This is a genomic window from Pollutimonas thiosulfatoxidans (assembly GCF_004022565.1).
In the GTDB taxonomy this organism is placed as follows: domain Bacteria; phylum Pseudomonadota; class Gammaproteobacteria; order Burkholderiales; family Burkholderiaceae_B; genus Pusillimonas_D; species Pusillimonas_D thiosulfatoxidans.
On sequence record NZ_CP022987.1, the window covers coordinates 1,764,959 to 1,785,767 of the forward strand.

At 58.5% G+C, this 20,809-nt stretch carries 25 protein-coding genes, 1 tRNA gene and 1 pseudogene; 11 read left to right on the top strand and 16 right to left on the bottom strand.

Annotated elements, in window-relative coordinates:
• Positions 1-216: 216 nt before the first annotated feature.
• Positions 217-639, top strand: coding sequence for a CopG family transcriptional regulator (locus tag CKA81_RS08405; RefSeq protein WP_128354909.1), 423 nt, complete (start codon positions 217-219; stop codon positions 637-639).
• Between the two features lie 27 nt (positions 640-666).
• Complete coding sequence (locus tag CKA81_RS08410; protein ID WP_128354910.1) at positions 667-1,782, top strand: extracellular catalytic domain type 1 short-chain-length polyhydroxyalkanoate depolymerase; 1,116 nt, start codon at positions 667-669, stop codon at positions 1,780-1,782.
• Here the strand turns inward: CKA81_RS08410 and CKA81_RS08415 are convergent.
• The 3 genes from CKA81_RS08415 to CKA81_RS08425 are packed head-to-tail and all read right to left on the bottom strand — an operon-like array spanning position 1,745 to position 2,973.
• A complete protein-coding gene (locus CKA81_RS08415) occupies positions 1,745-2,074 on the bottom strand; it encodes a DHCW motif cupin fold protein (protein ID WP_128354911.1) in 330 nt (109 codons plus the stop codon). The two genes, CKA81_RS08410 and CKA81_RS08415, sit on opposite strands and share 38 nt — an antisense overlap.
• 31 nt (positions 2,075-2,105) lie before the next feature.
• A complete protein-coding gene (locus tag CKA81_RS08420) occupies positions 2,106-2,582 on the bottom strand; it encodes a DUF6644 family protein (protein ID WP_128354912.1) in 477 nt (158 codons plus the stop codon).
• Between the two features lies 1 nt (position 2,583).
• Positions 2,584-2,973, bottom strand: coding sequence for a DUF6152 family protein (locus CKA81_RS08425; RefSeq protein ID WP_128354913.1), 390 nt, complete (start codon positions 2,971-2,973; stop codon positions 2,584-2,586).
• Positions 2,974-3,044: 71 nt separating this feature from the next.
• Between CKA81_RS08425 and CKA81_RS08430 the strand changes: the two genes are divergently transcribed.
• Both CKA81_RS08430 and CKA81_RS08435 read left to right on the top strand, forming a co-directional pair.
• Positions 3,045-3,683, top strand: coding sequence for a class I SAM-dependent DNA methyltransferase (locus tag CKA81_RS08430; protein ID WP_128354914.1), 639 nt, complete (start codon positions 3,045-3,047; stop codon positions 3,681-3,683).
• Complete coding sequence (locus CKA81_RS08435; protein WP_128354915.1) at positions 3,680-4,189, top strand: DUF2165 family protein; 510 nt, start codon at positions 3,680-3,682, stop codon at positions 4,187-4,189. Before CKA81_RS08430 ends, CKA81_RS08435 begins: the two co-directional genes overlap by 4 nt.
• Positions 4,190-4,220: 31 nt before the next feature.
• Here CKA81_RS08435 and CKA81_RS08440 read toward each other — a convergent pair whose 3' ends face one another.
• The 5 genes from CKA81_RS08440 to CKA81_RS08460 form a co-directional block, all read right to left on the bottom strand.
• On the bottom strand, positions 4,221-4,601 hold the full coding sequence (locus CKA81_RS08440; protein ID WP_128354916.1) for an RNA-binding S4 domain-containing protein: 381 nt from the start codon (positions 4,599-4,601) through the stop codon (positions 4,221-4,223).
• 7 nt (positions 4,602-4,608) lie between these two features.
• Entirely contained in the window at positions 4,609-5,535 is a 927-nt protein-coding gene (locus CKA81_RS08445) for a pirin family protein (protein ID WP_128354917.1), read from the bottom strand.
• A gap of 84 nt (positions 5,536-5,619) precedes the next feature.
• Positions 5,620-5,811, bottom strand: coding sequence for a hypothetical protein (locus tag CKA81_RS08450; RefSeq protein ID WP_128354918.1), 192 nt, complete (start codon positions 5,809-5,811; stop codon positions 5,620-5,622).
• 58 nt (positions 5,812-5,869) lie between these two features.
• Positions 5,870-6,409, bottom strand: coding sequence for a lipocalin family protein (locus CKA81_RS08455; protein WP_128354919.1), 540 nt, complete (start codon positions 6,407-6,409; stop codon positions 5,870-5,872).
• Positions 6,410-6,531: 122 nt separating this feature from the next.
• Positions 6,532-6,852, bottom strand: a complete 321-nt coding sequence (locus CKA81_RS08460; RefSeq protein WP_128354920.1) for a hypothetical protein — start codon at positions 6,850-6,852, stop codon at positions 6,532-6,534.
• A gap of 218 nt (positions 6,853-7,070) precedes the next feature.
• Between CKA81_RS08460 and dctP the strand changes: the two genes are divergently transcribed.
• Positions 7,071-9,053 (top strand): TRAP transporter substrate-binding protein DctP, encoded by a 1,983-nt coding sequence (dctP, locus tag CKA81_RS08465; protein WP_128354921.1) that lies wholly within the window; start codon positions 7,071-7,073, stop codon positions 9,051-9,053.
• 146 nt (positions 9,054-9,199) lie between these two features.
• The gene (locus tag CKA81_RS08470; RefSeq protein ID WP_128354922.1) at positions 9,200-9,652 is read left to right on the top strand and encodes an HIT family protein; all 453 of its coding nucleotides are present in this window, start codon (positions 9,200-9,202) and stop codon (positions 9,650-9,652) included.
• On the opposite strand, the gene ypfJ is transcribed toward CKA81_RS08470, so the two are convergent.
• Positions 9,649-10,497 (bottom strand): KPN_02809 family neutral zinc metallopeptidase, encoded by an 849-nt coding sequence (gene ypfJ / locus CKA81_RS08475; RefSeq protein WP_128354923.1) that lies wholly within the window; start codon positions 10,495-10,497, stop codon positions 9,649-9,651. The two genes, CKA81_RS08470 and ypfJ, sit on opposite strands and share 4 nt — an antisense overlap.
• 243 nt (positions 10,498-10,740) lie before the next feature.
• Here ypfJ and CKA81_RS08480 point away from each other — a divergent pair, with 243 nt between their 5' ends.
• Both CKA81_RS08480 and CKA81_RS08485 read left to right on the top strand, forming a co-directional pair.
• Positions 10,741-10,962: a YgdI/YgdR family lipoprotein gene (locus CKA81_RS08480; RefSeq protein ID WP_128354924.1), complete on the top strand. Its 222-nt coding sequence runs from the start codon at positions 10,741-10,743 to the stop codon at positions 10,960-10,962.
• Between the two features lie 167 nt (positions 10,963-11,129).
• Positions 11,130-11,891 (top strand): dienelactone hydrolase family protein, encoded by a 762-nt coding sequence (locus tag CKA81_RS08485; protein WP_128354925.1) that lies wholly within the window; start codon positions 11,130-11,132, stop codon positions 11,889-11,891.
• Here CKA81_RS08485 and CKA81_RS08490 read toward each other — a convergent pair.
• Positions 11,859-12,521: a DUF924 family protein gene (locus CKA81_RS08490; RefSeq protein WP_128354926.1), complete on the bottom strand. Its 663-nt coding sequence runs from the start codon at positions 12,519-12,521 to the stop codon at positions 11,859-11,861. The genes CKA81_RS08485 and CKA81_RS08490 overlap by 33 nt on opposite strands.
• A gap of 163 nt (positions 12,522-12,684) precedes the next feature.
• On the opposite strand from CKA81_RS08490, the gene CKA81_RS08495 reads away from it, so the two are divergent.
• Complete coding sequence (locus tag CKA81_RS08495; protein WP_128354927.1) at positions 12,685-13,146, top strand: methyltransferase family protein; 462 nt, start codon at positions 12,685-12,687, stop codon at positions 13,144-13,146.
• A 327-nt stretch (positions 13,147-13,473) separates the two neighbouring features.
• On the opposite strand, the pseudogene CKA81_RS17415 reads toward CKA81_RS08495, so the two are convergent.
• Positions 13,474-13,625: pseudogene (locus CKA81_RS17415) on the bottom strand (IS256 family transposase); the annotation flags it as partial.
• 121 nt (positions 13,626-13,746) lie between these two features.
• Here CKA81_RS17415 and CKA81_RS08505 point away from each other — a divergent pair.
• Together CKA81_RS08505 and CKA81_RS08510 are read left to right on the top strand one after the other, a co-directional pair.
• Positions 13,747-14,844: an NAD(P)-dependent alcohol dehydrogenase gene (locus CKA81_RS08505; protein WP_128354928.1), complete on the top strand. Its 1,098-nt coding sequence runs from the start codon at positions 13,747-13,749 to the stop codon at positions 14,842-14,844.
• A 114-nt stretch (positions 14,845-14,958) separates the two neighbouring features.
• Positions 14,959-16,437: a DASS family sodium-coupled anion symporter gene (locus CKA81_RS08510; RefSeq protein ID WP_128354929.1), complete on the top strand. Its 1,479-nt coding sequence runs from the start codon at positions 14,959-14,961 to the stop codon at positions 16,435-16,437.
• A 117-nt stretch (positions 16,438-16,554) separates the two neighbouring features.
• On the opposite strand, the gene CKA81_RS08515 is transcribed toward CKA81_RS08510, so the two are convergent.
• The 5 genes from CKA81_RS08515 to CKA81_RS08535 form a co-directional block, all read right to left on the bottom strand.
• Positions 16,555-16,647, bottom strand: a tRNA-Ser gene (locus CKA81_RS08515).
• Positions 16,648-16,753: 106 nt separating this feature from the next.
• A complete protein-coding gene (locus CKA81_RS08520; protein WP_128354930.1) occupies positions 16,754-18,022 on the bottom strand; it encodes an aspartate kinase in 1,269 nt (422 codons plus the stop codon).
• A gap of 59 nt (positions 18,023-18,081) precedes the next feature.
• Positions 18,082-19,140, bottom strand: a complete 1,059-nt coding sequence (gene tilS / locus CKA81_RS08525; protein WP_128354931.1) for a tRNA lysidine(34) synthetase TilS — start codon at positions 19,138-19,140, stop codon at positions 18,082-18,084.
• Positions 19,141-19,149: 9 nt separating this feature from the next.
• Entirely contained in the window at positions 19,150-20,112 is a 963-nt protein-coding gene (locus tag CKA81_RS08530) for an acetyl-CoA carboxylase carboxyltransferase subunit alpha (protein WP_128354932.1), read from the bottom strand.
• A 35-nt stretch (positions 20,113-20,147) separates the two neighbouring features.
• Positions 20,148-20,795 (bottom strand): DNA-3-methyladenine glycosylase family protein, encoded by a 648-nt coding sequence (locus tag CKA81_RS08535; RefSeq protein ID WP_128354933.1) that lies wholly within the window; start codon positions 20,793-20,795, stop codon positions 20,148-20,150.
• Between the last annotated feature and the right edge of the window lie 14 nt (positions 20,796-20,809).

The window sequence follows — 20,809 nt, forward strand, 5'->3', positions numbered from 1 at the left end:
ATTCTCCATTCCAGAGGCTGCAGCAGCCTCGCATTAGTAATGAATAGACTATATAGATTCGCTGATCGCAGATAAACAGGCGATTCCGGGTATCACTATTCGCGTTATCCAAACAATGAGTGCAGACCCGGGAGACTGTGCACCCTGGCGCTAATGGAGGTCTATCAAGTTGAAACATCCGTAGACCATCCAAGTGGATGGTTTTAATATCGGCCCATGCCTCCTCGCACTCCTACACTTGCTTCGGCCACTAAGCCGCCTGACGAGAAAATCACCATTAACCTGGGCTATGTCGACTTGGGCCAAATTGATCTTTTGGTCCAGGAAGGGTTCTATGCCAACCGCACGGACCTGATACGAACTGCCATTCGCAATCAATTGGCCGCGCATGGCGACGCGGTACGCCAGGCCGTCAGTCGCAAGACGCTGGTGCTTGGTATTCAGCACTACTCGGCCGCGGATCTGCTTGCCGTACAGACCGCCGGCGAAACCCTGCAAATAAGAGTGCTGGGCCTGGCAAGCATAGCGCCCGACGTCACGCCTGAACTTGCCCTGGCAACCATAGAGTCATTGACCGTCCTGGGCGCGCTGCATGCTAGCCCCGCCGTCAAATCTGCACTGCGTCAGCGCATCCGCTGACAACCTACCAGCCTTCAAGGCCACACCATGCACCCTAAATTTCAGCATCTTATGCAGCAGGCGACCCGGCTGACGCAATCGGGAAATCTGGCTGCCGCCACCGCCGCGATCCAAGCCGCGCTACAACGCGGTGCCCCTGCCTCTAGCGCCCGGCAAGACGAGACCGAGGTCATAGATGTGGAGGCCTGGGAGATCCCTGAACCGCGGACCGACACAGCGGCCGCTGAAGCGAGCACGGCGACGGACCTACCGCCCACTACCGGTGACGTGTTCATGTCAGGCTTCTTCCGAAGCTCTCGGGGTCAGCGGGACTACAAACTTTACGTGCCGCCCCACGCGGGCGACCGGCCCATGCCCTTGGTGGTCATGCTGCATGGCTGCACCCAGGATGCCGACGACTTCGCAGCCGGTACCGCCATGAACGAGGCGGCTCGCGAGCAAGGCTTCTACGTGCTTTATCCAATTCAACCGCGCCAGTCCAACCCCCAGAAGTGTTGGAACTGGTTCAAGCACAACCACCAGCAGCAAGGGCGGGGCGAGCCGGAAATCCTCGCCGGCATGACGCGTGCGGCGATGCAAGCGCACGCTATCGATTCCCAACGTGTCTATGTGGCGGGCCTGTCGGCCGGGGGTGCAATGGCAGCGATACTGGCCAGCGCTTACCCCGAACTCTATGCCGCGGCGTGTGTGCATTCCGGGCTTGCGCCGGGCGTGGCGTCTGACCTGCCCTCCGCGCTGTCCGCCATGAAAGGCAAGGGCACTCCACCCATTGTGCAGGCTGGCAGCGGCGTGCCTACCATCGTCTTCCACGGAGACCGCGACACGACCGTGCACCCGATCAATGCCGAGGGCGTGATCAAGGCCAGCGTGGGCGCGACCGCCCAGCCAATAACACAGCGCATGCCCGGCATAGGTGCCAAGCGCAACAGCACCAAATATCTGTACAGCAACGCTGCCGGTGACGTCATCGCTGAACGGTGGGTAATCCATGGCGCCGGCCACGCCTGGTCAGGCGGCACGGACCAGGGCTCTTATACCGACGGCACCGGCCCCGACGCCACGGCCGAAACCTTGCGATTCTTTTTTGAACGTAGCCTGGGTGGCGCTAATCCACCACAAACAGCTTCGCCCCGGCCTCGGTAAACGAACGATGCGACTCGGCGTTATCAGCCACCTGATAGCTCATGCCGGGCGTCAGCACAAACGTTCGACCATCTTCCAGTTCGGTATGCAGCTCTCCGTCCAGGCATAGCAGCACATGTCCTTTGGCGCACCAGTGGTCGGCCAGATAGCCCGCAGTGTATTCGACCATACGCACTCGTATGGATCCGAAATGACAAGTCCGCCAATAGGCGGTACCGGTTACGCCTGCGTGCTCGGTGGGCTCAACTTTTGACCAGTCGGTGGTACCGAACGGTATCCCTGTCATTTGCATGAATATCTCTTTAGTATGTTTAACGTTGATGTTATAGAAATGCAATCCAGCGCCCCGCCAACACCGCCGACACCCAGATCAGCAGCGATGCCAGGGCATGCATGCGAGCTGCCCGGGGCGTGCGCGCATCCGGCAGCAGGGCCTGCCGCCACGCGGTACTGGCGTGCAGCCACAAGGCGTTGATTACCCCCAGCACGACCAGCGCTATCTTTATCAAAAAAGCGGCGCTCGTCACGTACTCTTGTGGCTGGGTAATGAATAGCCACACGCCGGTGAGTATCGCCAAGGCCAGGCCGCCCGCTGCCACGCGAGACAGATACGGGGCGATCACAGACAGTGGTATGTCGCGCCCCATACCCAGCACGCGCAGGTCCAGCGCCACGATGGAGCCGACCAACACGCCCAGAAAAAGGATGTGCGCCGCATTGACGAGTAAATAGGCGGTGCCAGAGCCTTGCAGCAACACCGCGGGCGGCAGGTTTGCGAGCCACTCGAGCAAGGCCGTCACCCTAGCGGCCTGCCGAGATACGGTCAGGGTAAATGTCGTAGGCCTTGTCGCCGACGGTAATCTGCACCGCTTTCATGCGCTTCTCGGTGTGATCCTTGGAACGATTACCCGTCACGTTGACGCTATCGCCCGGCTTGGCAGACCCTTCGATAAAACCTGCTCTTTTGGTTTGTGCCGGGTTGGCAAGCTCTATCCGCCACACCCCATCGTTGGGCGTTTCGACCTCCAGGCGAGGATGCGGCGGCACCATCGAAACCGACTTCACGGTGCCGGTAAGCTTTATTTGCTCGCTGTCGGCCCAGTTCCAGCCATGATGTGCCCAAGCGCTGGTCATGAGCAAGCAGGCCGCGAATAATACTGAAAGCAATCCAGTAAAAAATCGAAGTGCCATGGCGATCTCCTTAGGGGTTAGTATCTCGGGGACATCATATTGCAGAACGCCCCCGCTGTTGGAGCCTTTTTATGACCATAGAACAAGACCGTTTGCGCCAAATCACGGAACTGACGCTGGCCCACTATAACGCTCATGCCGACAGCTTTCGGGAAGGCACGCAGGATCATGACGTCAGCCAGAATATCGCCGCGCTGCTGCGCCACATGGAGGGCGCGGCGCCTTATACCGTACTGGATCTCGGCTGCGGCCCGGGCCGCGATCTGCAAACCTTCAAAGCCCTGGGCCATCGCCCCATCGGGCTTGACGGGTCCGAGCGCTTTGTCGACATGGCGCGTGCCGCCACCGGCTGCCAGGTCTGGCATCAAAACTTCCTTGGCCTGGACTTGCCTGCGGACTACTTCGATGGCATCTACGCCAATGCCGTGCTGTTTCATATCCCGACGCAGGAAGTGCCGCGAGTGCTGGTCCAACTGCGTGCTGCGCTGAAGTCGAAAGGTGTGCTGTTCTGTTCCAATCCGCGCGGCCAGAATCAGGAGGGCTGGAACGGCGGCCGATATGGCGCATATCACGACCTGGATAACTGGCGCGCCTTGATGCAAGCAGCCGGCTTCGAAGAGCTGGAGCACTACTATCGGCCGGAAGGGTTGCCCCGGGAAGAGCAGCCCTGGCTGGCCAGCGTCTGGCGCAAGGCGGAACCATCACGATGATTATCCGTTACTCGAAAGCCTCGCTTGTTGCCGCCATTGCACTATTTGCCTCGCTGGTGGCCTTCGGCAACATCACGGATTACGGCAGCAATTTTGCATTTGTCAGGCATGTACTGCTGATGGACACCATCTTTTCGACCGCCACCATTCATTACCGCGCCATTCATACGCCCTTCCTGCATCACGCCGCCTATGTACTTATTATTGCGGCCGAAGCGCTGACCGCCATACTGTGCTGGGTGGGCGCCTGGCGTCTGCTAAAACGGGCGAAATCATCGGCACGTGACTTCAATCACAGCAAGCGCATGGCAGTGGCCGGCCTGACACTGGGCTTTCTGGTGTGGCAAGTCGGTTTCATGTCGGTAGGCGGAGAATGGTTCGGGATGTGGATGTCGGAACAATGGAATGGCGTGCCGTCAGCGTTCCGCTTTCTGGCCACGATAGCCTTGGTGTTGATCTATCTCGTCCAACAGGACGGCGAGATCAGTACGGAAACACCAAAGTAGCCGCAGGACCGTAAGCTGGCGCAGCCTCCGTTTACTTCCCGCGCAGGAAGTCGATCAGGCGCCGATCGCGCTTGGTGGGCCGTCCGGCGGCAATCTCTTGCGCGGGCTCTGGCGCAAGCCGTCGCATTTCAGCGGCCTGCTCGCGTGCACTGATGCTATCGGCGGTTTCTTCATACAGTTGCCGTGCTACGGGTGCGGGGCCGCGCACACTGCTTACGCCGCATACGCGGACTTGTATGGGAGGGTCTTCTTTGCGAACCGTGACGATATCGCCGGCCGCGACCTCGCGCGACGGCTTGGCGGTCTGGTCGTTGACCAGCACCCTGCCCTTGCCTATTTCCTGCACCGCCAGGCTGCGCGTTTTATAAAAGCGGGCAGCCCATAACCATTTATCAAGACGAAGCTTTTCCATCACAGGCTCAAGGGTAGCGTACAGGTTTGCCGGGAATATCCGGCATGGGAATGAATTCCGTCTCGTCAGGCACGTTGTCAAAGCGCTGCATGCGCCAGTCTTCCTTCGCCTGCTCTATGCGCTCTGCCGAGCTGGAGACAAAATTCCAGCTGAGGTATCGCGGTCCGTCCATGGGTTCGCCCCCCAACAATATGAACCGTGCCGGTTCCGGTCCGGAAGTGCTTATCGTAATGGCAACACCGGATTTGGTCACCAACAGCTGGCCCGCCTCATAAACACCGTCCTTACCCAAATCCAGCCTACCTTGCACCACATAGATCGCTTGCTCGGAATACTCGGCCGGGACGTGTATCTGCGCACCAGGCTCCAGCTTTACATCGACCTGGAATAAATCGGACAGGGTCGGCACAGGGGAACGGCGTCCGAAAAAACTGCCTGCAATGATGCGAGCGGAGACACCGTGGTCCTCTTCCACCGGCAACTGCGCCTTCCCGGCATGCAGAAAGGTCGGCTCGATTTCTTCATGGGCCTGCGGCAAGGCTACCCAACATTGCATGCCAAACAAGGGATTATCTTGCTGGCGTGCCTCTTGCGCCGTCCGTTCAGAGTGCACAATGCCACGCCCTGCAGTCATCCAGTTGACATCGCCCGCCCGGATAGGCTGCACCGTACCCAAACTGTCGCGATGCAGTATCTCGCCCTCGAACAAATAGGTAACGGTTGCCAGCCCAATATGGGGATGCGGCCGAACGTCTATGCCCTGCCCGGCGGTAAACACGTGGGGACCCATCTGATCCAGAAATACGTAGGGCCCGACCATGCGACGCTGCCTGGACGGCAGCGCTCGCCTGACGTGGAAATTCTCGCTGAGCTCGTGACTGCGCGGCACGACAACTACTTCGAGGGCGCTGTCGTCAGCTAAAGGTTCGGGCATGGCGGTCTCCTGAAAGGGTACACGCCAAGCATAATGGAAAAAGCCCCGAAATCACTTCGGGGCTAGTCGTAAGGGCTTGAGTTTCTATCGGCCGGCCATGTCACCACGACCGAAGCAGTCGAATGAAATCCGGCATAGAAGTCGGTGCAGTCGTTCTCGCAGTCTTAGTGGCTGCATCCCGGCCAACACCAGCACAACCAGCAAAAACACTGCGCCACCGGTCAAGACCGCCAATGCCGTAATAAGTACGGACACCAACACCAACGCATCGTTCATATCAGTCTCCTAGGGTTTTCCCTTAAGTTTACGCTACCACCCGGGGCAAGTAAAGACATCAGTCGGCCGTTCGGACTACCTGATCGACCGGAAAGTCCAAGGTTCTGGCGTGCGCCAGCAGTTGATCCACCACCGCCTGGTCCGCCTGCTGCTCTCGCGACAACACCCACAAATACTTGCGGTCTGGCGTACCGACCAGCGAGTATTCATAATCGCCCGCAAGCTTGAGAATCCAGTAGTCTCCCCAGACCATGGGTAGCCAAGACGTCCATTTAGGCGCGAAGCGCACTTCCAGCTTGGCGGGGTCGAGAGGATCGGCAGCCTTGGACAAGCGGCCCTCGCCCTCAGCCGTCTTGGTTTTGCCGTCTTCAGTGCGGCACTGATTCGTGACGCTGATGGTGTTGTCGGGGCGCAGCGAATAATAGGCTCGTACATCCCCCGCACAGTCTTCCTGGAAGCGGTTGGGCAAACGAGCCTGCTCGTGCCAGGTGCCCACGTATTTATCCAGGTCAACATTGGCCTGAGTGGGCAGGTCGGGGCCTGAAGTGGCACAACCGGCCACGATGGCGAACAGCGGCAAGGCAAGTATTTTTCTCATGGTTCCCCTCAAAGGATGACGGGCCTTTTACCGATGCCCGTTCATACCTTTGAGTGGACGTCATTTGCGCCCAACTTGCTGTGAGTACTTGTCTATAAATGTAAGGCCAAGCTTAGGCAGCCTTAATCGGTCAGTAAGACGCCCGACCCCAGCGCGCTTAGCCGTAGCGTGTTCCGTAGATTCTCGCTCATGAGCTTGCTGACAAGGGCGCTGATCTCTGGGCTCTTGGGATTTGCCAGGCAGGTAAGCAGTCGCTCGATGTCGCCGTCGGTGAGCATCACTTGATGCTCGACCGAACTGCCCTGGCCGTCCGCGGCCCAGCCAGTCACCCGGGCGGTGAGCTTGCCGCGCTCGTCCACTTGCAGCTCGGCAACGCCGGGGAGTTTTGCGCGCAAGACTCCCATATTGCCTTCTGCCGACTTTTCCGTTTTTTCGATTCTCATGCTGGCTCCTCAACACCAAGACGGCGTCAAAGCATCATAGTTGGCATCGGTGAAAACGCAAAGCATCTCGTCTGAGGATGATGCGCATCATGCAATGCACATCCAAGCAGCTACATAGGCTAGATCATCTGGTGGATGAAGCGCTTCTGGCTTTAGCGCCGTTTCCGGCAGTAGAATCGTGACGAGCCAGATGCGGTATCCACAAACCGGGAGAGGCAATGGGTACGATGCTAAGCAAGCAGTTGCAGGTATGGGGAGCCCTTGCCTTCCTCCTGGTAGCGACGATACTGCTGGCGGGCTCTTCCAGCGCCAGAGAACTCGGCGTGCTGGTGCCTGTAGAAGACGAGGCATCTGCGCGGCAGTTCATCGCCTCGCTTAGCAAATCACCGCAAGTGCAAGAGGCCGGGCTTGAATTCAAAATTGTCGTCAGTAATACTGAATATCCGTCGAGCCAGATTGGGTCCTTAGTTCTTGCAGGCAAGTTCCCTCTCGCACTGCTTCGCAGCTCTCAAATCCCCGGCTACCAAGAAGATGATGATTCTCTGGTGGCCACATCTCTACTCTCAAGCCCCCTGATACTTCCCGATTCGAGCGCGCAATTCGTCGTCGAAGATTCGATACTGGGCGTGGTAGTGGAGCAAGAACTCGGCAGCAAGGGATTCGCCGTACTCAGTTTCTGGAACACAGCGGCGTCCTCTATTGTCACGAAAACGTCGGTGAATACCGCCGGGGACCTCATGGGCCTGAAAATCTCCGTACCGAAGATGCAGTCTCAAGACATTCTCATCGAGATGGGCGCCACACCCGTATCGATGTCGGCCGACGACGCCGTATTGGCCCTGGACAAAGGCTTGGTTGATGCGTCAGAGACATCGGTCGAATCTGATGGCAAGAATGCATCCCTCCAGACAGCCGAAGGGGGCAGCCTCCTGGCACAATTCCGGCACGAGCAAGGCTTTCTGGTGGCCAATGAAGAAGCTTGGTTGGGACTGCGTCAACGCGAACGCGCAGCCATTCAAGAAGCGGCGGAGGAAGCCGTGCGCCAGGCTCGTCTAGCGGTCTTGCGTGCCGAAGCCGATTTACCCATGCTGGCGAAAGCGAACCGCCTGTCCTATCTAAGTTTTACTACGTTGGATACGGAGCAGACAGCAGCCCGGGCGTCGTGGCTACGGGATGCCGGCAGCGAGGGCAAGGCCGTTCTGGAATTGCTAGACGAGGTGCAGCGAACGCAGCCCACCCCGCCGGTGCCTCTGGCGCCGGTCCTTCGCAGCGCGGCGCCCGCGCGCATTTTCTTTGCCACTAATCGCAACGATGAAGGCGACCCTAACCTGTCTTATCGTTTTGGAGTTCAGCGCACCAGTGCACTGCTCAATTGCGGTGAGATTGAATACACGCCCGAACCTCATCGAGCCTTCGGTCGCTCTCACACGGGCGGCATCGCGCTTGCCGGATCACAGCTTATAACGGGTGCGAAATCGTGTGCTTCCCTGGTGAGCGAAGCCGCTCGCGCAAACGATGCCGTCATTGTTTTTATCCATGGGTACAACAACTCCTTTGACTTCGCAGTTCGCCGAGCGATTGCGTTCGCACAGGATTTTGAGGTTAAGGCCCCCGTGCTTGTCCTCGCCTGGCCTTCGCAGGACACCGGTAGCGGCTATGTTTATGATATGGGGAGCGTGGATTACACCAGGGCATTTGTTAAGGAATTGATCCCTGCCCTGCTCGATGAAAGGCTGGGCACGACCTCGATATTGGCACATAGCATGGGCAGTCGCATTGCGGTCCAGGCGCTGGAGTTCGCGGCAGATATCGGCAAGCCGATCCAGAATGTTGTGTTTGTTGCCCCCGACGTGCCGCGTACCAACTTCATCCAAAGCATAACGCTCCATGGGAAATTCACGCAGTTAGTCACCCTCTATGCGAATGAGCATGACTTTGCACTGAAGTTGTCCAAGATAGTGAATCGACAAGCGCCCGCGGGCCTGGGTGGCGCAAACCGCTTGATCACACAAGGGGTCGAAACTATAGATGTGTCGGCCGTTGATCGACAAATCTTGCAGGCCAATCACTCCCACGGCTTTGACGTACCAAAGGTAGCGAGTGATGTATCGCTGGTTCTGCGACAACGCAGCAAAGCCTCAACGCGCAACCTCCCAAGCGCAGTGCACAACGGTTTTACTTACTGGACCATCACGCCCTGACCGCTACTTAACGACGCTACGTCAGGCGGTTTCTCCCATAGACAATAACCGACGGGCCTGTTCAGAATCGTCCCGGCCTCGCCCGTGGGAACGGTAAGCTGGTAAAGTGCTGATCAAAATCGCGCTCACGTCCAGGAACCACTGCCATGAATGAACCCGCTCATGCCCCATGCATTTTTTGCGCCATTGCAAGCAAGAAAATTCCAGCACACATCATTCACGAAGATGATGATTTCGTGGCCTTCCTCGATATCCATCCTATACGGCCCGGGCACGTATTGATCGTGTCGCGGGACCACCATGCTTATTTCGACGACCTGCCGCCCGAGTTGGCGGCGCGTCTGATGCAAATGGCTCAGCGGTTTTCCAAGACCATGAAGCAGCTACATGGCGTTGAGCGCGTGGGCCTGGCATTTACAGGGACAGACGTTGCGCACGTCCATGCGCACTTGATTCCCTTGCACAGCAACACGGACCTGACCTCAACCGCGTATATCGAGCAGAAAGACCTTAGCTTCGCCCTCGCGCCTCGCGCTTCCGATGAGGAACTGGCGGAGCAATCGAAATTGCTGCAACAGGCACTCTTAACGCGGCCTTAGAGCGAAGATGCGCTGAAGGTATCGCAGCGGGCGGCGTCTCCGCTTTCAAACCCGCGACTGAACCAGCGTACCCGCTGAGCAGACGTACCGTGGGTAAAAGAGTCGGGAACGACATGGCCCTGAGTGCGTTTCTGTAGCGTATCGTCGCCTATGGCGCTGGCCGCATTCAGACCTTCTTCGATATCACCGGGTTCAAGCGTGCCCCGCTGAGAGTTGGAATGGTTCGCCCAGACGCCGGCCAGGCAGTCCGCCTGCAGTTCCACAAGAACCGATAATTGATTGCCGGCCGCCGCGCCGGCGCCCTGACGCGCTTGGTCGACTTGATCCATCACGCCGAGTTGATGCTGCACATGATGGGCCACCTCGTGCGCGACCACATAGGCCTGAGCGAAATCACCCGGCGAATTCAGCTGCTGCGCCATCTGCTGAAAAAACTGCAGGTCCAGATAGACCTTGCTGTCGCCCGGACAATAGAATGGGCCCATGGCAGATTGCCCGGTACCGCAGGCGGTTGGCGTGGCCCCGTTGAACAGGACCAGCTTGGGCTCCTGGTAGGCGCCCCAACCTTGTTGCTGAAAAACACTGCCCCAGACATCTTCGGTATCGGCCAGCACCTTGGATACAAACCGAGTTTGCGGCGTGTCGGCTGGCGGATTGGCGGAGGTCTCGGTCTGAACCGGACCGACGGCGTTCTGTAATACTACATTGGGATCGACGCCAAAATATAGGGCAACGAGCGCAAGCACAATGGTTCCCAGCCCGATCTTGCCACGCCCCCCTATCCGCATGCGCTGGCCCCGACGATCTTCTATATTTCGGCTTTCGCGCGAATTGCCTAGTCGCATGACGATCTCCTTGCTCTGTGGACGCAGCACGAGCATCTACTTGCGTTCCGGAAATCCAGTATATCTTGGGTGGCCACCCTTCAGTTCGCGGTTACGTAACACTCTTCGATCTTGACAACGCGGGTGCCGGTGCCTGACCGGTTGATGTACTTCAGTGTCTCGCTTAGACAGCCGAGGCAACGCGGGCACCGGGCTTGCTGAAAGACTGGGGATTTCCCTTAGCAATACTTTCAGGAGCACTCTATGAAATTAAGAACCTTGCTGTTGGTTTCCGCTATATCCGCACTTGGAACGGTGGCTGCATGTTCGTCCGCGTACGAGGTTAAAACACGTGATGGCGGGTCGACCGTAACCAGCGAAAAACCAGAAGTGGATAACGACGACGGCTTCGTGGAGTACGAAAAAGACGGCAGTACCGTGCAAATGAATAAGTCTGAAGTTCGAGAAATCAGGAAGGTAGACTGAAGACGGTCAAGGTAGTTCCTTGGCTATGTTAAGAATGGACGTTTGCCAGGGCTAAACTATGAGACACCGGCACAACGGTTAACCGGACCGTTGCGCCGGTTGCATCCCCGGCCTGGAACTATCGCAGAGCGAAGACTGCGTCCCAATCAAGAATAACAAGGGAATTTATGCCCCATGAACAAGTTGCTATCCAAACTCGTGATGGAGAATGCCACGCCCACGTCATGTCTCCTGCTGACCAGGGACCTTGGCCAGCGGTGATTTTCTACGCGGACGCTGGCGGAATCCGGCCGGCGGTAGTCGACATGGCGCAGCGCCTCGCAGACGCAGGTTACTTAGTGTTGTTGCCGGACCTTTTCTATCGCTATGGCCCCTATGGGCCCTTGGTACCAACCGAGGTTTTCAAAGGTGATGTAGGTGCGATACTAGGCCCGCTGATGGCTACGACCAACAACATAAAGGCAGCAGAGGACACCGAGGCGTTCCTGGCCTATCTCAACACACGCACGGATGTCGCTGGCGATAAGGCTGGCGCTGTCGGTTTTTGCATGGGTGGGGGTATGGCGATCACCTCGGCAGCCACCCATTCGGATCATTTCGCTGCGGTGGCCAGCTTCCACGGTGGAAACCTCGCTAACGACGCACCCAGCAGCCCGCATCGTTTCGCGCCAAAGTTGAAAGCCGAGCTCTATGTGGCGGGCGCTGACAACGATGCAAGCTACCCACCGGCAATGGCCGAGCGGCTTGAGGCGGCGTTAACAGAAGCGGGCGTGCGGCACTTCGCCGAAATCTATCCCGGCGCTGCGCACGGCTGGATGATGCCGGATTTTCCTGTCTATGATCGGGTGTCGGCCGAGCGCGGCTGGCAGGCTATGCTTGCACTGTTCCATCGTAATTTACGGAATGATAAGATCTTGAAATGCTCGTAAGTGTGGAAATTGCTTCTTAGCTAGGTAGGCTTCCTCATCGAGCCTTGACGGGCGCCCCAGCACCTCATTGCGATGAGGGTGCCTTCCAAAAGCAGCAATAACCTGCCGTACATCTTGAGCCTGCTTCACCAAAGACCGATATACCGGCGATAGATGCACTGGCGCTTGTGCGGCTATTTCTTCACGAAGGCCGATAAGAAGATCAACGCGCTCAAGGTGATCCTCTCCTTCGCAGTGTCCAAGTGGAAGGCCAAAAACCACCTTGTGCCACGGGGTGGGCAGTTGAGCGTAGTGCCCATTGGTTAGCCCTTCCATGGTGAACGCCAGTGCGGCGGTGTCCTGAGCAAAGGATCTCGCACTGTTTCGCCAAACCGATCTGGAAAACTGATCAAGAACAATGATAAGGGCCAGCCTGCTATTGGGATCGGACGCCCACCCATCAAGGTGGCCTGCCGCCGCTTCCGCTGTTGGCCCTGTAAAGCGGCGCGTAATTTCGCTGTCTGCTCCACCACGCATCCGCCAGAGCCAATGGTCTTTATGGGTTGCAAGATCAGCCTGAAGCGAACGTCCTTCCGGGAACCAGAAATCGAGCACTTCTTGCCAAACTTGGCGCATATTATTGTCATTCATTCGTGGTCAGCTAGGAGTCCGCATGCTCGGTATGGTACAGAAAGGTCTTCTGCGGAACCAATCTGAGAAACTTGTCACCCGTCAATGGTCGCGAGCGTCCTCGCACCTTACGATAGAACCGTCAACTGAACGTCATGGACTGAAATTTTTCAGGATAGCAACTATGAAACGACTTGAACTACTTATTCCGCCACCCCTTATCATGCTGCTTGTCGGACTGATGATGGGGACGTCGGCAAGACTGTTTCCGGCATTGAACCTGGCCTCTCCCAATAACCATATGGTGGCCGTTGCTGTTGCTTTGCTGGGGGTCGCCATGAGTCTGGTTAGTATCGTTGCTTTCAAGCGCGCTCGCACTACGACGGATCCCAGGCGTCCGGCATTGGCCTCGAACTTGATCAACTCAGGGATCTATCGCTACAGCCGAAACCCCATGTATCTTGGTGTGTTGCTTGTTCTTGCCGGATGGGCCGTTTATCTGGGGAACGTGCTGTCGATACTGGGTTTACTTGTTTTTATCGCCTACATCACGCGTTTCCAGATCATTCCCGAGGAACGCCTGTTAAGCCAAAGGTTTGGTGTGGCGTTCGAGAACTACATGAAAGAAGTGCGCCGGTGGCTGTAGGAGGCTTCATGCAAGACGCAAAAAAACCGCTCTGTCCAAGAATCGCTGAACATTTCTGGCTAGTCCTGATATTCCGTAATCGTGTTCCGTAATAGCCGAGGGTTCGGGCGCTAGCTGAGTCAGTTTGACGGTCTCAGGCTTTATCTCGTGCTGGCCGAGAAGGATCGGATGGCGCTGGAACGCTCGCCCGCGTCGCGGCCGGGGCGGCGGGGGAGTCAGCGGTTGGTGATTGTTGGGTGAGAGGCTGGAATTGAGGCGGCCGACTACGCGGCACTCTTCGGCTTTGCAATGCGTTCACGGCGTAGTTCGCCCGCCTGCGCTGCGCCAACGGCGCGCGCGCAACTGGCGAATGACGCGATTGAGCGATTCAATGGCCTTGGTTGTATAGATCACACGCCGGATTTCTGGCGGGTAATCAAGTTCGGCCAATGGGTGCTCCAGGACTTGCCGATATGTGGGCCATCCCACTGGCTGGTGAACAGAAACCCTCCCCTGCTCTTGATCCTAGTCAAGTCGGCAGGGACGAGATGAGGTAAGTTGTAATGAGTACCGCGTAACATAGAAAGCTGATTCCCTACCCGATACTCAGGAGTATTACTCATGGCTAAGATGATGAGAGCGGCAATATTTGTCGAACCCGGTCGTATTGAATTGGCTGACAAGCCCATTCCCGATGTCGGTCCTAATGACGCACTGATTCGTATCACCACGACCACCATCTGCGGCACCGACATCCATATTCTCAAGGGCGAGTACCCGGTGGCAAAGGGCCTGACCATCGGTCACGAGCCGGTGGGCGTGATCGAGAAACTCGGTAGCGCTGTGCAGGGTTACCAGGAAGGCCAGCGGGTAATCGCCGGGGCCATCTGCCCGAATTTCAATTCCTATGCCGCCCAGGATGGCGTGGCATCGCAGGATGGCAGCTATCTGACCGCCGATGGTCGCTGTGGCTGCCACGGCTACAAGGCCACCGCCGGCTGGCGCTTTGGTAATCTGATCGATGGAACCCAGGCTGAGTACGTGCTGGTGCCCGATGCCCAGGCCAACCTGGCGCCGATTCCCGATGGCCTGACCGATGAGCAGGTGCTGATGTGTCCGGATATCATGTCCACCGGCTTCAAGGGCGCGGAGAATGCGAATATCCGTATCGGTGATACCGTGGTGATCTTTGCCCAGGGCCCGATTGGCCTGTGCGCCACCGCGGGTGCCCGGCTGTTGGGGGCGACCACCATCATTGCCGTAGACGGCAATGACCACCGGCTGGATATTGCCCGGCAGATGGGTGCCGATATCACCTTCAACTTCCGCAACTGCGATGTAGTCGAGGAAGTGATGAAGCTTACAGGCGGACGCGGGGCGGATTCATCCATTGAGGCGCTGGGCACCCAGAAGACCTTCAGTCAGTCGCTGCAGGTGCTCAAGCCCGGTGGCACCTTGTCCAGCCTGGGGGTGTACTCCGAGGATCTCAGTATTCCGCTGGGTGCCTTTGCCGCAGGGCTAGGCGACCATCGCATCAACACCGCGCTGTGCCCGGGTGGTAAGGAACGCATGCGCAGGCTGATGAACGTGGTGGCTTCCAACCGACTGGATTTGGGCATACTGGTCACCCATGAGTACGGGCTGGACGACATCGTTGAAGCCTACGACCTGTTCGCCAATCAGCGCGACGGCGTCTTGAAGATCGCTATCAAGCCCTGATAGGGGCATTGGGGCAGAAGAGCGTTTCCTGTATGGGCTGGTTATTCGGGACTCGCTCATCTACCCCACGATACAGGCCCAGAATCAACTACAGATATCAGCGGAGTGCAAGGCATGCCCCAAAAACCAGAACACACGTCCGATTTGCGCCCAGTATCGGCCCTGATTGCTATTGCCATTGGTCTGGGAGTCTGGTTATTGCCCCAGCCCGCCGAGGTGTCCAATCAGGGTTGGTTGATGCTAGCGATGTTTATCGGCACCATTGCTGCAATCATCGGCAAGGCGATGCCACTGGGTGGCCTGTCAATGATCGCCATTGTGCTGGTAGCGGCCAGCCATGTGACCAGTAATGATCCCGGTGAGGCGATCAGGGATGCCCTGAGCAGCTTCAGCAGCCCACTGATCTGGCTGATCGCCGTCGCCGTGATGATCTCACGCAGTCTGACCAAAACCGGCTTGGGCGCTCGCATCGGTTATTACGCCATCTCGTTGTTTGGCAAGCATACGTTAGGGATAGGTTACAGCCTGGCGCTGTCGGAACTGATCCTCGCGCCGGTCACACCCAGCAATACCGCCCGTGGTGGCGGGATTATCCACCCGATCATGCTGTCGATCGCCCACAGCTTCGGCTCCACCCCGCAAGCCAATAGCACCGGTAAGATCGGTAAATACCTGGCCTTGGTGAACTACCATGCCAACCCCATCACCTCGGCCATGTTCATCACTGCCACCGCGCCCAATCCGCTGACTGTCCGGCTGATCGCCGAAGCCACCGGAGCCGCTATCAGCCTGAGTTGGACCACCTGGGCACTGGCCATGCTGCTGCCGGGTCTGGTGGCGCTCGCACTTATGCCGCTGATCCTGTATCTGATCTATCCTCCCGAGATCAAAAATACACCTGATGCCACTACCTTTGCCCGGAATCGGCTGACGGCACTGGGATCCATCTCCCGAAACGAAAAGATCACCCTCGGCGTGTTCTTGATTCTGCTGCTGCTCTGGGCAGATATCCCGATGCGTCTTCTCGGCCCGGTTTTCCAGCTGGACGCCACTACCACCGCGTTTATCGGCCTGTCGATCCTGTTGCTCACCGGCGTACTCACCTGGCAGGACATACTGGGCGAAAAGACCGCCTGGGATACCCTTATCTGGTTCGGTGCGCTGGTAATGATGGCGGGGCAGCTCAACCAGTTAGGCGTGATAGCCTGGTTCTCCAGCACCATGCGCGACATCATCGCCGGGACAGGTATGGGCTGGCAAGGAGCCAGCGCTCTGCTGGTACTGGTCTTCCTGTACTCGCACTACTTCTTTGCCAGCACCACCGCGCATATCACTGCAATGATGGGCGCCTTCCTCGTCGTGGGTCTGGCCTTGGGCGCTCCACCCATGCCGTTTGTGCTGATAATGGCGGCAACTTCCTCCATCATGATGACCCTCACCCACTACGCCACCGGCACCTCACCGGTGATCTTCGGCTCCAACTACGTCACCTTGGGCGAATGGTGGCGGGCCGGATTCATAATGAGCGTTGTGAACTTGCTGATCTGGGTCACCGTCGGCGGTGTCTGGTGGAAGGTACTAGGTTATTGGTAGTGCCATTTAGCTGCCGTAGACCAGGCACTTTTTGCGAATTCCGCAGTAGAACCGCAGTACGAAGAAGCCAGAAAAGCAAAAGCCCTGTAAAAAACAGGGCCTTAGCTTGTCAAATACTGGCGGAGACGGAGGGATTCGAACCCTCGATACGGGTATAAGCCGTATGCTCCCTTAGCAGGGGAGTACCTTCAACCTCTCGGCCACGTCTCCGGAAATAGGCCGCCATTCTATCACGATAAAACGGTGATTTCGGCCGGCAGAGCCAAATTTGGCCCTATCGCGGCGCCTTCCTTGCGGAAGACGGCCGCTACAGCAATCAGGCGGGAGCCTGAGTCTTGTCCTGATCCAGTTCGAAGGCTTTATGCAGCGCTCGTACGGCCAGTTCCATGTACTTGTCGTTGATGATGACGGAGGTCTTGATCTCGCTGGTGCTGATCATCTGGATGTTGATGCCCTCTTCCGACAGAGTGCGGAACATCAGGCTGGCTACGCCCACATGGCTACGCATGCCGATGCCAACGATGGACACCTTGCAGACCTTGTCGTCCGAGACGATATCGGCCGCGCCCACGGCGGGGCCGATCTGCGACTTGAGCAGGTCCAGCGTACGGGCGAAGTCGTTGCGGTTTACAGTGAACGAGAAGTCGGTGGTGCCGGCTACCGACTGGTTCTGCAGGATCATGTCTACATCGATATTGGCGGCGGCAACCGGGCCAAGGATGGAGTAAGCCACGCCCGGGGTGTCGGGGACGGCCAGCAAGGTTACTTTGGCTTCGTCACGGCTGAAGGCGATGCCCGATACAACGGCACGTTCCATTTTCTGATCTTCCTCGAAAGTAATTAGGGTGCCCGAAACCATCTCTTCTTCGACGGGCAGCAAGGGATCGGTAAGCGACGACAATACGCGCACGGGTACTTGGTACTTTCCGGCGAATTCCACCGAGCGGATCTGCAAGACTTTAGAGCCCAGCGAGGCCATCTCCAGCATTTCCTCGAATGACACGACATTCATGCGGCGCGCCTCAGGCACGACGCGTGGATCAGTGGTGTACACGCCGTCCACGTCGGTAAAAATCAGGCACTCGTCTGCCTTCATGGCGGCGGCAACGGCCACGGCCGAAGTGTCTGACCCGCCACGCCCCAGTGTCGTGATGTTGCCATCGTCGTCAACGCCCTGGAAACCGGTCACGATCACGACGCGCCCGGCGTCAAGATCGCCCTGGATGCGTGCGTCGTCGATAGACAGTATGCGCGCCCGGTTGAAGGATGAATCGGTACGGACGGGAACCTGCCAGCCGGCATAGCTGCGGGCGGAGACGCCTTGCGACATCAACGCCATGGCCAGCAAGGCACTGCTGGCCTGTTCGCCCGTGGCTGCCAACATGTCAAGCTCACGCGCATCGGGCTGCGGGGAAATCTCTTTGGCTAGGCCCAGCAAGCGGTTGGTTTCTCCGGACATGGCCGAGGGAACCACCACAACCTGGTGGCCGGCCGCGTGCCATTTCGCAACGCGGCGCGCTACGTTCTGGATGCGTTCGACCGATCCCATGGAGGTGCCGCCGTACTTCTGAACAATCAGGGACATCGTTTACTCTGCGTTAAATTGCGAAAAGCCTGCGCGAAAGTGGCGCAAAACGAAGCATTTTAACGTTTTTCGAGAAGCTCGTTTTGAGGCACGGCGGGCACATCAAGCATGACCCGGCCGCGTGTGCATCGTATGACCGCCGCTCCATGCTTGACTTGCATCTGCCTGTCATGGCCCAGCGCATGCAAGGTGCGTAACTGACGCATCAGGTCCTGCAAGCGTGCATCGGTGGGCATGCGCTGCCCTAGCCGGCCCAGCCAATACCGCAGCACCAGGGCTTGGCGCGCGGTCGACAAAAGCCGCCACAGGGCCAGCAAGAAGCTGCGCCCATCCTCCCCAGGATCCAGTCCGGCGAAGTCTTGCGCAGCCACCTCATCCAGGATCTGCGCCACTTCAGCGCTTTGCCTGGCATGGCGCAGCAAGGTGGCCTGCCAGCCAGGCCAGCGCTCGTCCAGATCGGGCACGAGGCGTTCACGCACGGCGGCTCGGGTGTAGGTATCGTCGGCATTGGTGGGGTCGTGTACGGGCGCCCAGCCTGTTGCCGCCTCGAACGCTGTCGCCTGCGCCAGGATGTCGGCCCGAGCTATGTCCAGCCAGGGGCGCAGATAAGTCAGTCCGTCGCGCCGCATGCTGGGCGCCATAGCGGCAAGCCCGGTTGGGCCGGCGCCGCGCAACAGCCGCAACAGCACCGTTTCTGCCTGATCATTGCGGTGATGTGCCAGCAACAGATGCTGCACCCCTGTTACCGCAGCCAACTGCGAAAAAGCCCGGTAGCGGGCATCGCGCGCGGCGGATTCCATGCCATCGTTAGCGGCGCCCGTCACCTGGACCCTCAGGCTGTGGCAAGGAAGCCGCAGCCCTTGCGCAAGGTCGTGCACATGCGCCCGCCAGCGGTCGGCAGGCGCCTGAAGGCCGTGATGGATATGAAAGCAATGAAGTTCCAGCCCGCGTTCGCGCGCGTACGCGGCGGCATGCACGGCCAGCATGGCAGAATCGGCACCCCCGCTTAGTGCGACGGCCAGGCAGGACGGCACTTCAGGCAAGGCGCCCAGCGCAGCGTCTAAGGCTTGCACCATGGGCGCCGACAAGGCGGGCCGCAAGAAGGCCGACTGGGGCATGGCGCCGGTTTAGCGCACTTCCTGGAAGCGGCCGTAGGACATCAGGCGTTGCAGGCGGTGCTCGATAAGTTGGTCGGCCGACATGCCGGACACCTGGCGCAGCGAATCGGCAAGTGCCCGGCTTAGTTGGCGGGCCATGACGACCGGGTCGCGATGGGCGCCACCGACGGGCTCGTTGACGATGCGGTCGATCAGGCCCAGCTCTTTCAGCCTTGGCGCGGTAATGGCCAAGGCCTCTGCTGCGGTCGAGGCTTTCTCGGCGCTACGCCACAGGATGGACGCGCAACCCTCGGGCGAGATGACGGCATAGGTGGAATATTGCAGCATCATCACCACGTCGCCAACCGCGATTGCCAGGGCCCCACCCGAGCCGCCCTCGCCGATGATGGTCGCAATAATAGGCACCCTCAGTTCGGCCATGGCATACAGGTTATGCCCGATGGCTTCGGACTGGCCGCGCTCTTCGGCGCCTATGCCCGGGTAGGCGCCCGGCGTATCGACAAAGGTAAAAACCGGCAATTGGAATTTTTCGGCAAGCCGCATCAGGCGCAGCGCCTTGCGATAGCCTTCGGGTCGCGGCATGCCGAAGTTACGCATGGCGCGTTCCTTGGTGTCGCGTCCTTTTTGGTGCCCGATCACCATGCAAGGCGTGCCATTGAAGCGCGCCAACCCGCCGACAATGGCCAGGTCATCGGCATACATGCGGTCGCCGTGCAGCTCGTGGAAGTCGGTGAAGACCTCGCGCACATAGTCCAGCGTATAGGGTCGCTGCGGGTGCCGTGCCACCAGGGCGGTTTGCCAGGGCGTAAGCTTGGAATAGATGCTTTTTGCCAAAGCCTGGTTCTTTTGCTGCAGCCGACCCACCTCTTCAGAGATATCGACGGCGGAATCCGTTTGCACGAAACGCAGCTCCTCGATCTTGTTCTCGAGTTCGGCCAGGGGCTGTTCAAATTCCAGGAAGGTATTACGCATAAGAGCTTGGTTCCAGAGTAGAGCGTTCGGGCTGTTCAGTACTGTACGGATGCCGGATCCAGGCTGCGCCATAGATACCAGGTGGCGACCGTACGCCAAGGCGCCCACGCCTGAGCGACCTCGCGCGCTTCGAAGCGCGACACAGGCTCACCGCTAAAGTAGTGTAACGAAATTGCCTTGAGCAGGCTGGCATCATCCAGCGGCAGGATGTCTGGCCGCTGAAGGTTAAAGATCAAGAACATCTCGGCAGTCCAGCGACCGATTCCGCGTATTGCGCAAAGGTCGGCAATGACCGCTTCATCGTCCATCGCGTCCCAGGCCGCAGGCTTTACCTTCTTTTCGGCAAAGTGCGTCGCCAGGTCCAGGATGTATTCGGATTTGCGCTTGGACAAGCCGCAAAGCCGGATGTCTTCCGCCGCCAGCGCCATGACGGCGCGCGGCGTGGGGTTGCGTCCGCAAGCATCGGTAAAGCGCTGCCACATGGCATCGGCGGAGCGTATGGAGATCTGTTGGCCGACAATGGCTCGCGCCAGGGTAACGAAGGGAGACGCCGAGGGCGCCAGCCACTCGGAGCGATGACGAGGGATGAGTTTTTTCAGGATGCGATCCCGACCCATTAACTGCGTCGACGCCTCGTCCCAGAACTCGGGTTTCTCGCGCGATACCGCTGGACTGTCTGACATTCCCCTCCCCTTCC

Coding starts and splice junctions, on each gene's coding strand:
- CKA81_RS08405 (WP_128354909.1), top strand. CDS start 217: ATGCCTCCTCGCACTCCTACACTTGCTTCGGCCACTAAGCCGCCTGAC.
- CKA81_RS08410 (WP_128354910.1), top strand. CDS start 667: ATGCACCCTAAATTTCAGCATCTTATGCAGCAGGCGACCCGGCTGACG.
- CKA81_RS08415 (WP_128354911.1), bottom strand. CDS start 2,074: ATGCAAATGACAGGGATACCGTTCGGTACCACCGACTGGTCAAAAGTT.
- CKA81_RS08425 (WP_128354913.1), bottom strand. CDS start 2,973: ATGGCACTTCGATTTTTTACTGGATTGCTTTCAGTATTATTCGCGGCC.
- CKA81_RS08430 (WP_128354914.1), top strand. CDS start 3,045: ATGACCATAGAACAAGACCGTTTGCGCCAAATCACGGAACTGACGCTG.
- CKA81_RS08435 (WP_128354915.1), top strand. CDS start 3,680: ATGATTATCCGTTACTCGAAAGCCTCGCTTGTTGCCGCCATTGCACTA.
- CKA81_RS08440 (WP_128354916.1), bottom strand. CDS start 4,601: ATGGAAAAGCTTCGTCTTGATAAATGGTTATGGGCTGCCCGCTTTTAT.
- CKA81_RS08445 (WP_128354917.1), bottom strand. CDS start 5,535: ATGCCCGAACCTTTAGCTGACGACAGCGCCCTCGAAGTAGTTGTCGTG.
- CKA81_RS08450 (WP_128354918.1), bottom strand. CDS start 5,811: ATGAACGATGCGTTGGTGTTGGTGTCCGTACTTATTACGGCATTGGCG.
- CKA81_RS08455 (WP_128354919.1), bottom strand. CDS start 6,409: ATGAGAAAAATACTTGCCTTGCCGCTGTTCGCCATCGTGGCCGGTTGT.
- CKA81_RS08460 (WP_128354920.1), bottom strand. CDS start 6,852: ATGAGAATCGAAAAAACGGAAAAGTCGGCAGAAGGCAATATGGGAGTC.
- dctP (WP_128354921.1), top strand. CDS start 7,071: ATGGGTACGATGCTAAGCAAGCAGTTGCAGGTATGGGGAGCCCTTGCC.
- CKA81_RS08470 (WP_128354922.1), top strand. CDS start 9,200: ATGAATGAACCCGCTCATGCCCCATGCATTTTTTGCGCCATTGCAAGC.
- ypfJ (WP_128354923.1), bottom strand. CDS start 10,497: ATGCGACTAGGCAATTCGCGCGAAAGCCGAAATATAGAAGATCGTCGG.
- CKA81_RS08480 (WP_128354924.1), top strand. CDS start 10,741: ATGAAATTAAGAACCTTGCTGTTGGTTTCCGCTATATCCGCACTTGGA.
- CKA81_RS08485 (WP_128354925.1), top strand. CDS start 11,130: ATGCCCCATGAACAAGTTGCTATCCAAACTCGTGATGGAGAATGCCAC.
- CKA81_RS08490 (WP_128354926.1), bottom strand. CDS start 12,521: ATGAATGACAATAATATGCGCCAAGTTTGGCAAGAAGTGCTCGATTTC.
- CKA81_RS08495 (WP_128354927.1), top strand. CDS start 12,685: ATGAAACGACTTGAACTACTTATTCCGCCACCCCTTATCATGCTGCTT.
- CKA81_RS08505 (WP_128354928.1), top strand. CDS start 13,747: ATGGCTAAGATGATGAGAGCGGCAATATTTGTCGAACCCGGTCGTATT.
- CKA81_RS08510 (WP_128354929.1), top strand. CDS start 14,959: ATGCCCCAAAAACCAGAACACACGTCCGATTTGCGCCCAGTATCGGCC.
- CKA81_RS08520 (WP_128354930.1), bottom strand. CDS start 18,022: ATGTCCCTGATTGTTCAGAAGTACGGCGGCACCTCCATGGGATCGGTC.
- tilS (WP_128354931.1), bottom strand. CDS start 19,140: ATGCCCCAGTCGGCCTTCTTGCGGCCCGCCTTGTCGGCGCCCATGGTG.
- CKA81_RS08530 (WP_128354932.1), bottom strand. CDS start 20,112: ATGCGTAATACCTTCCTGGAATTTGAACAGCCCCTGGCCGAACTCGAG.
- CKA81_RS08535 (WP_128354933.1), bottom strand. CDS start 20,795: ATGTCAGACAGTCCAGCGGTATCGCGCGAGAAACCCGAGTTCTGGGAC.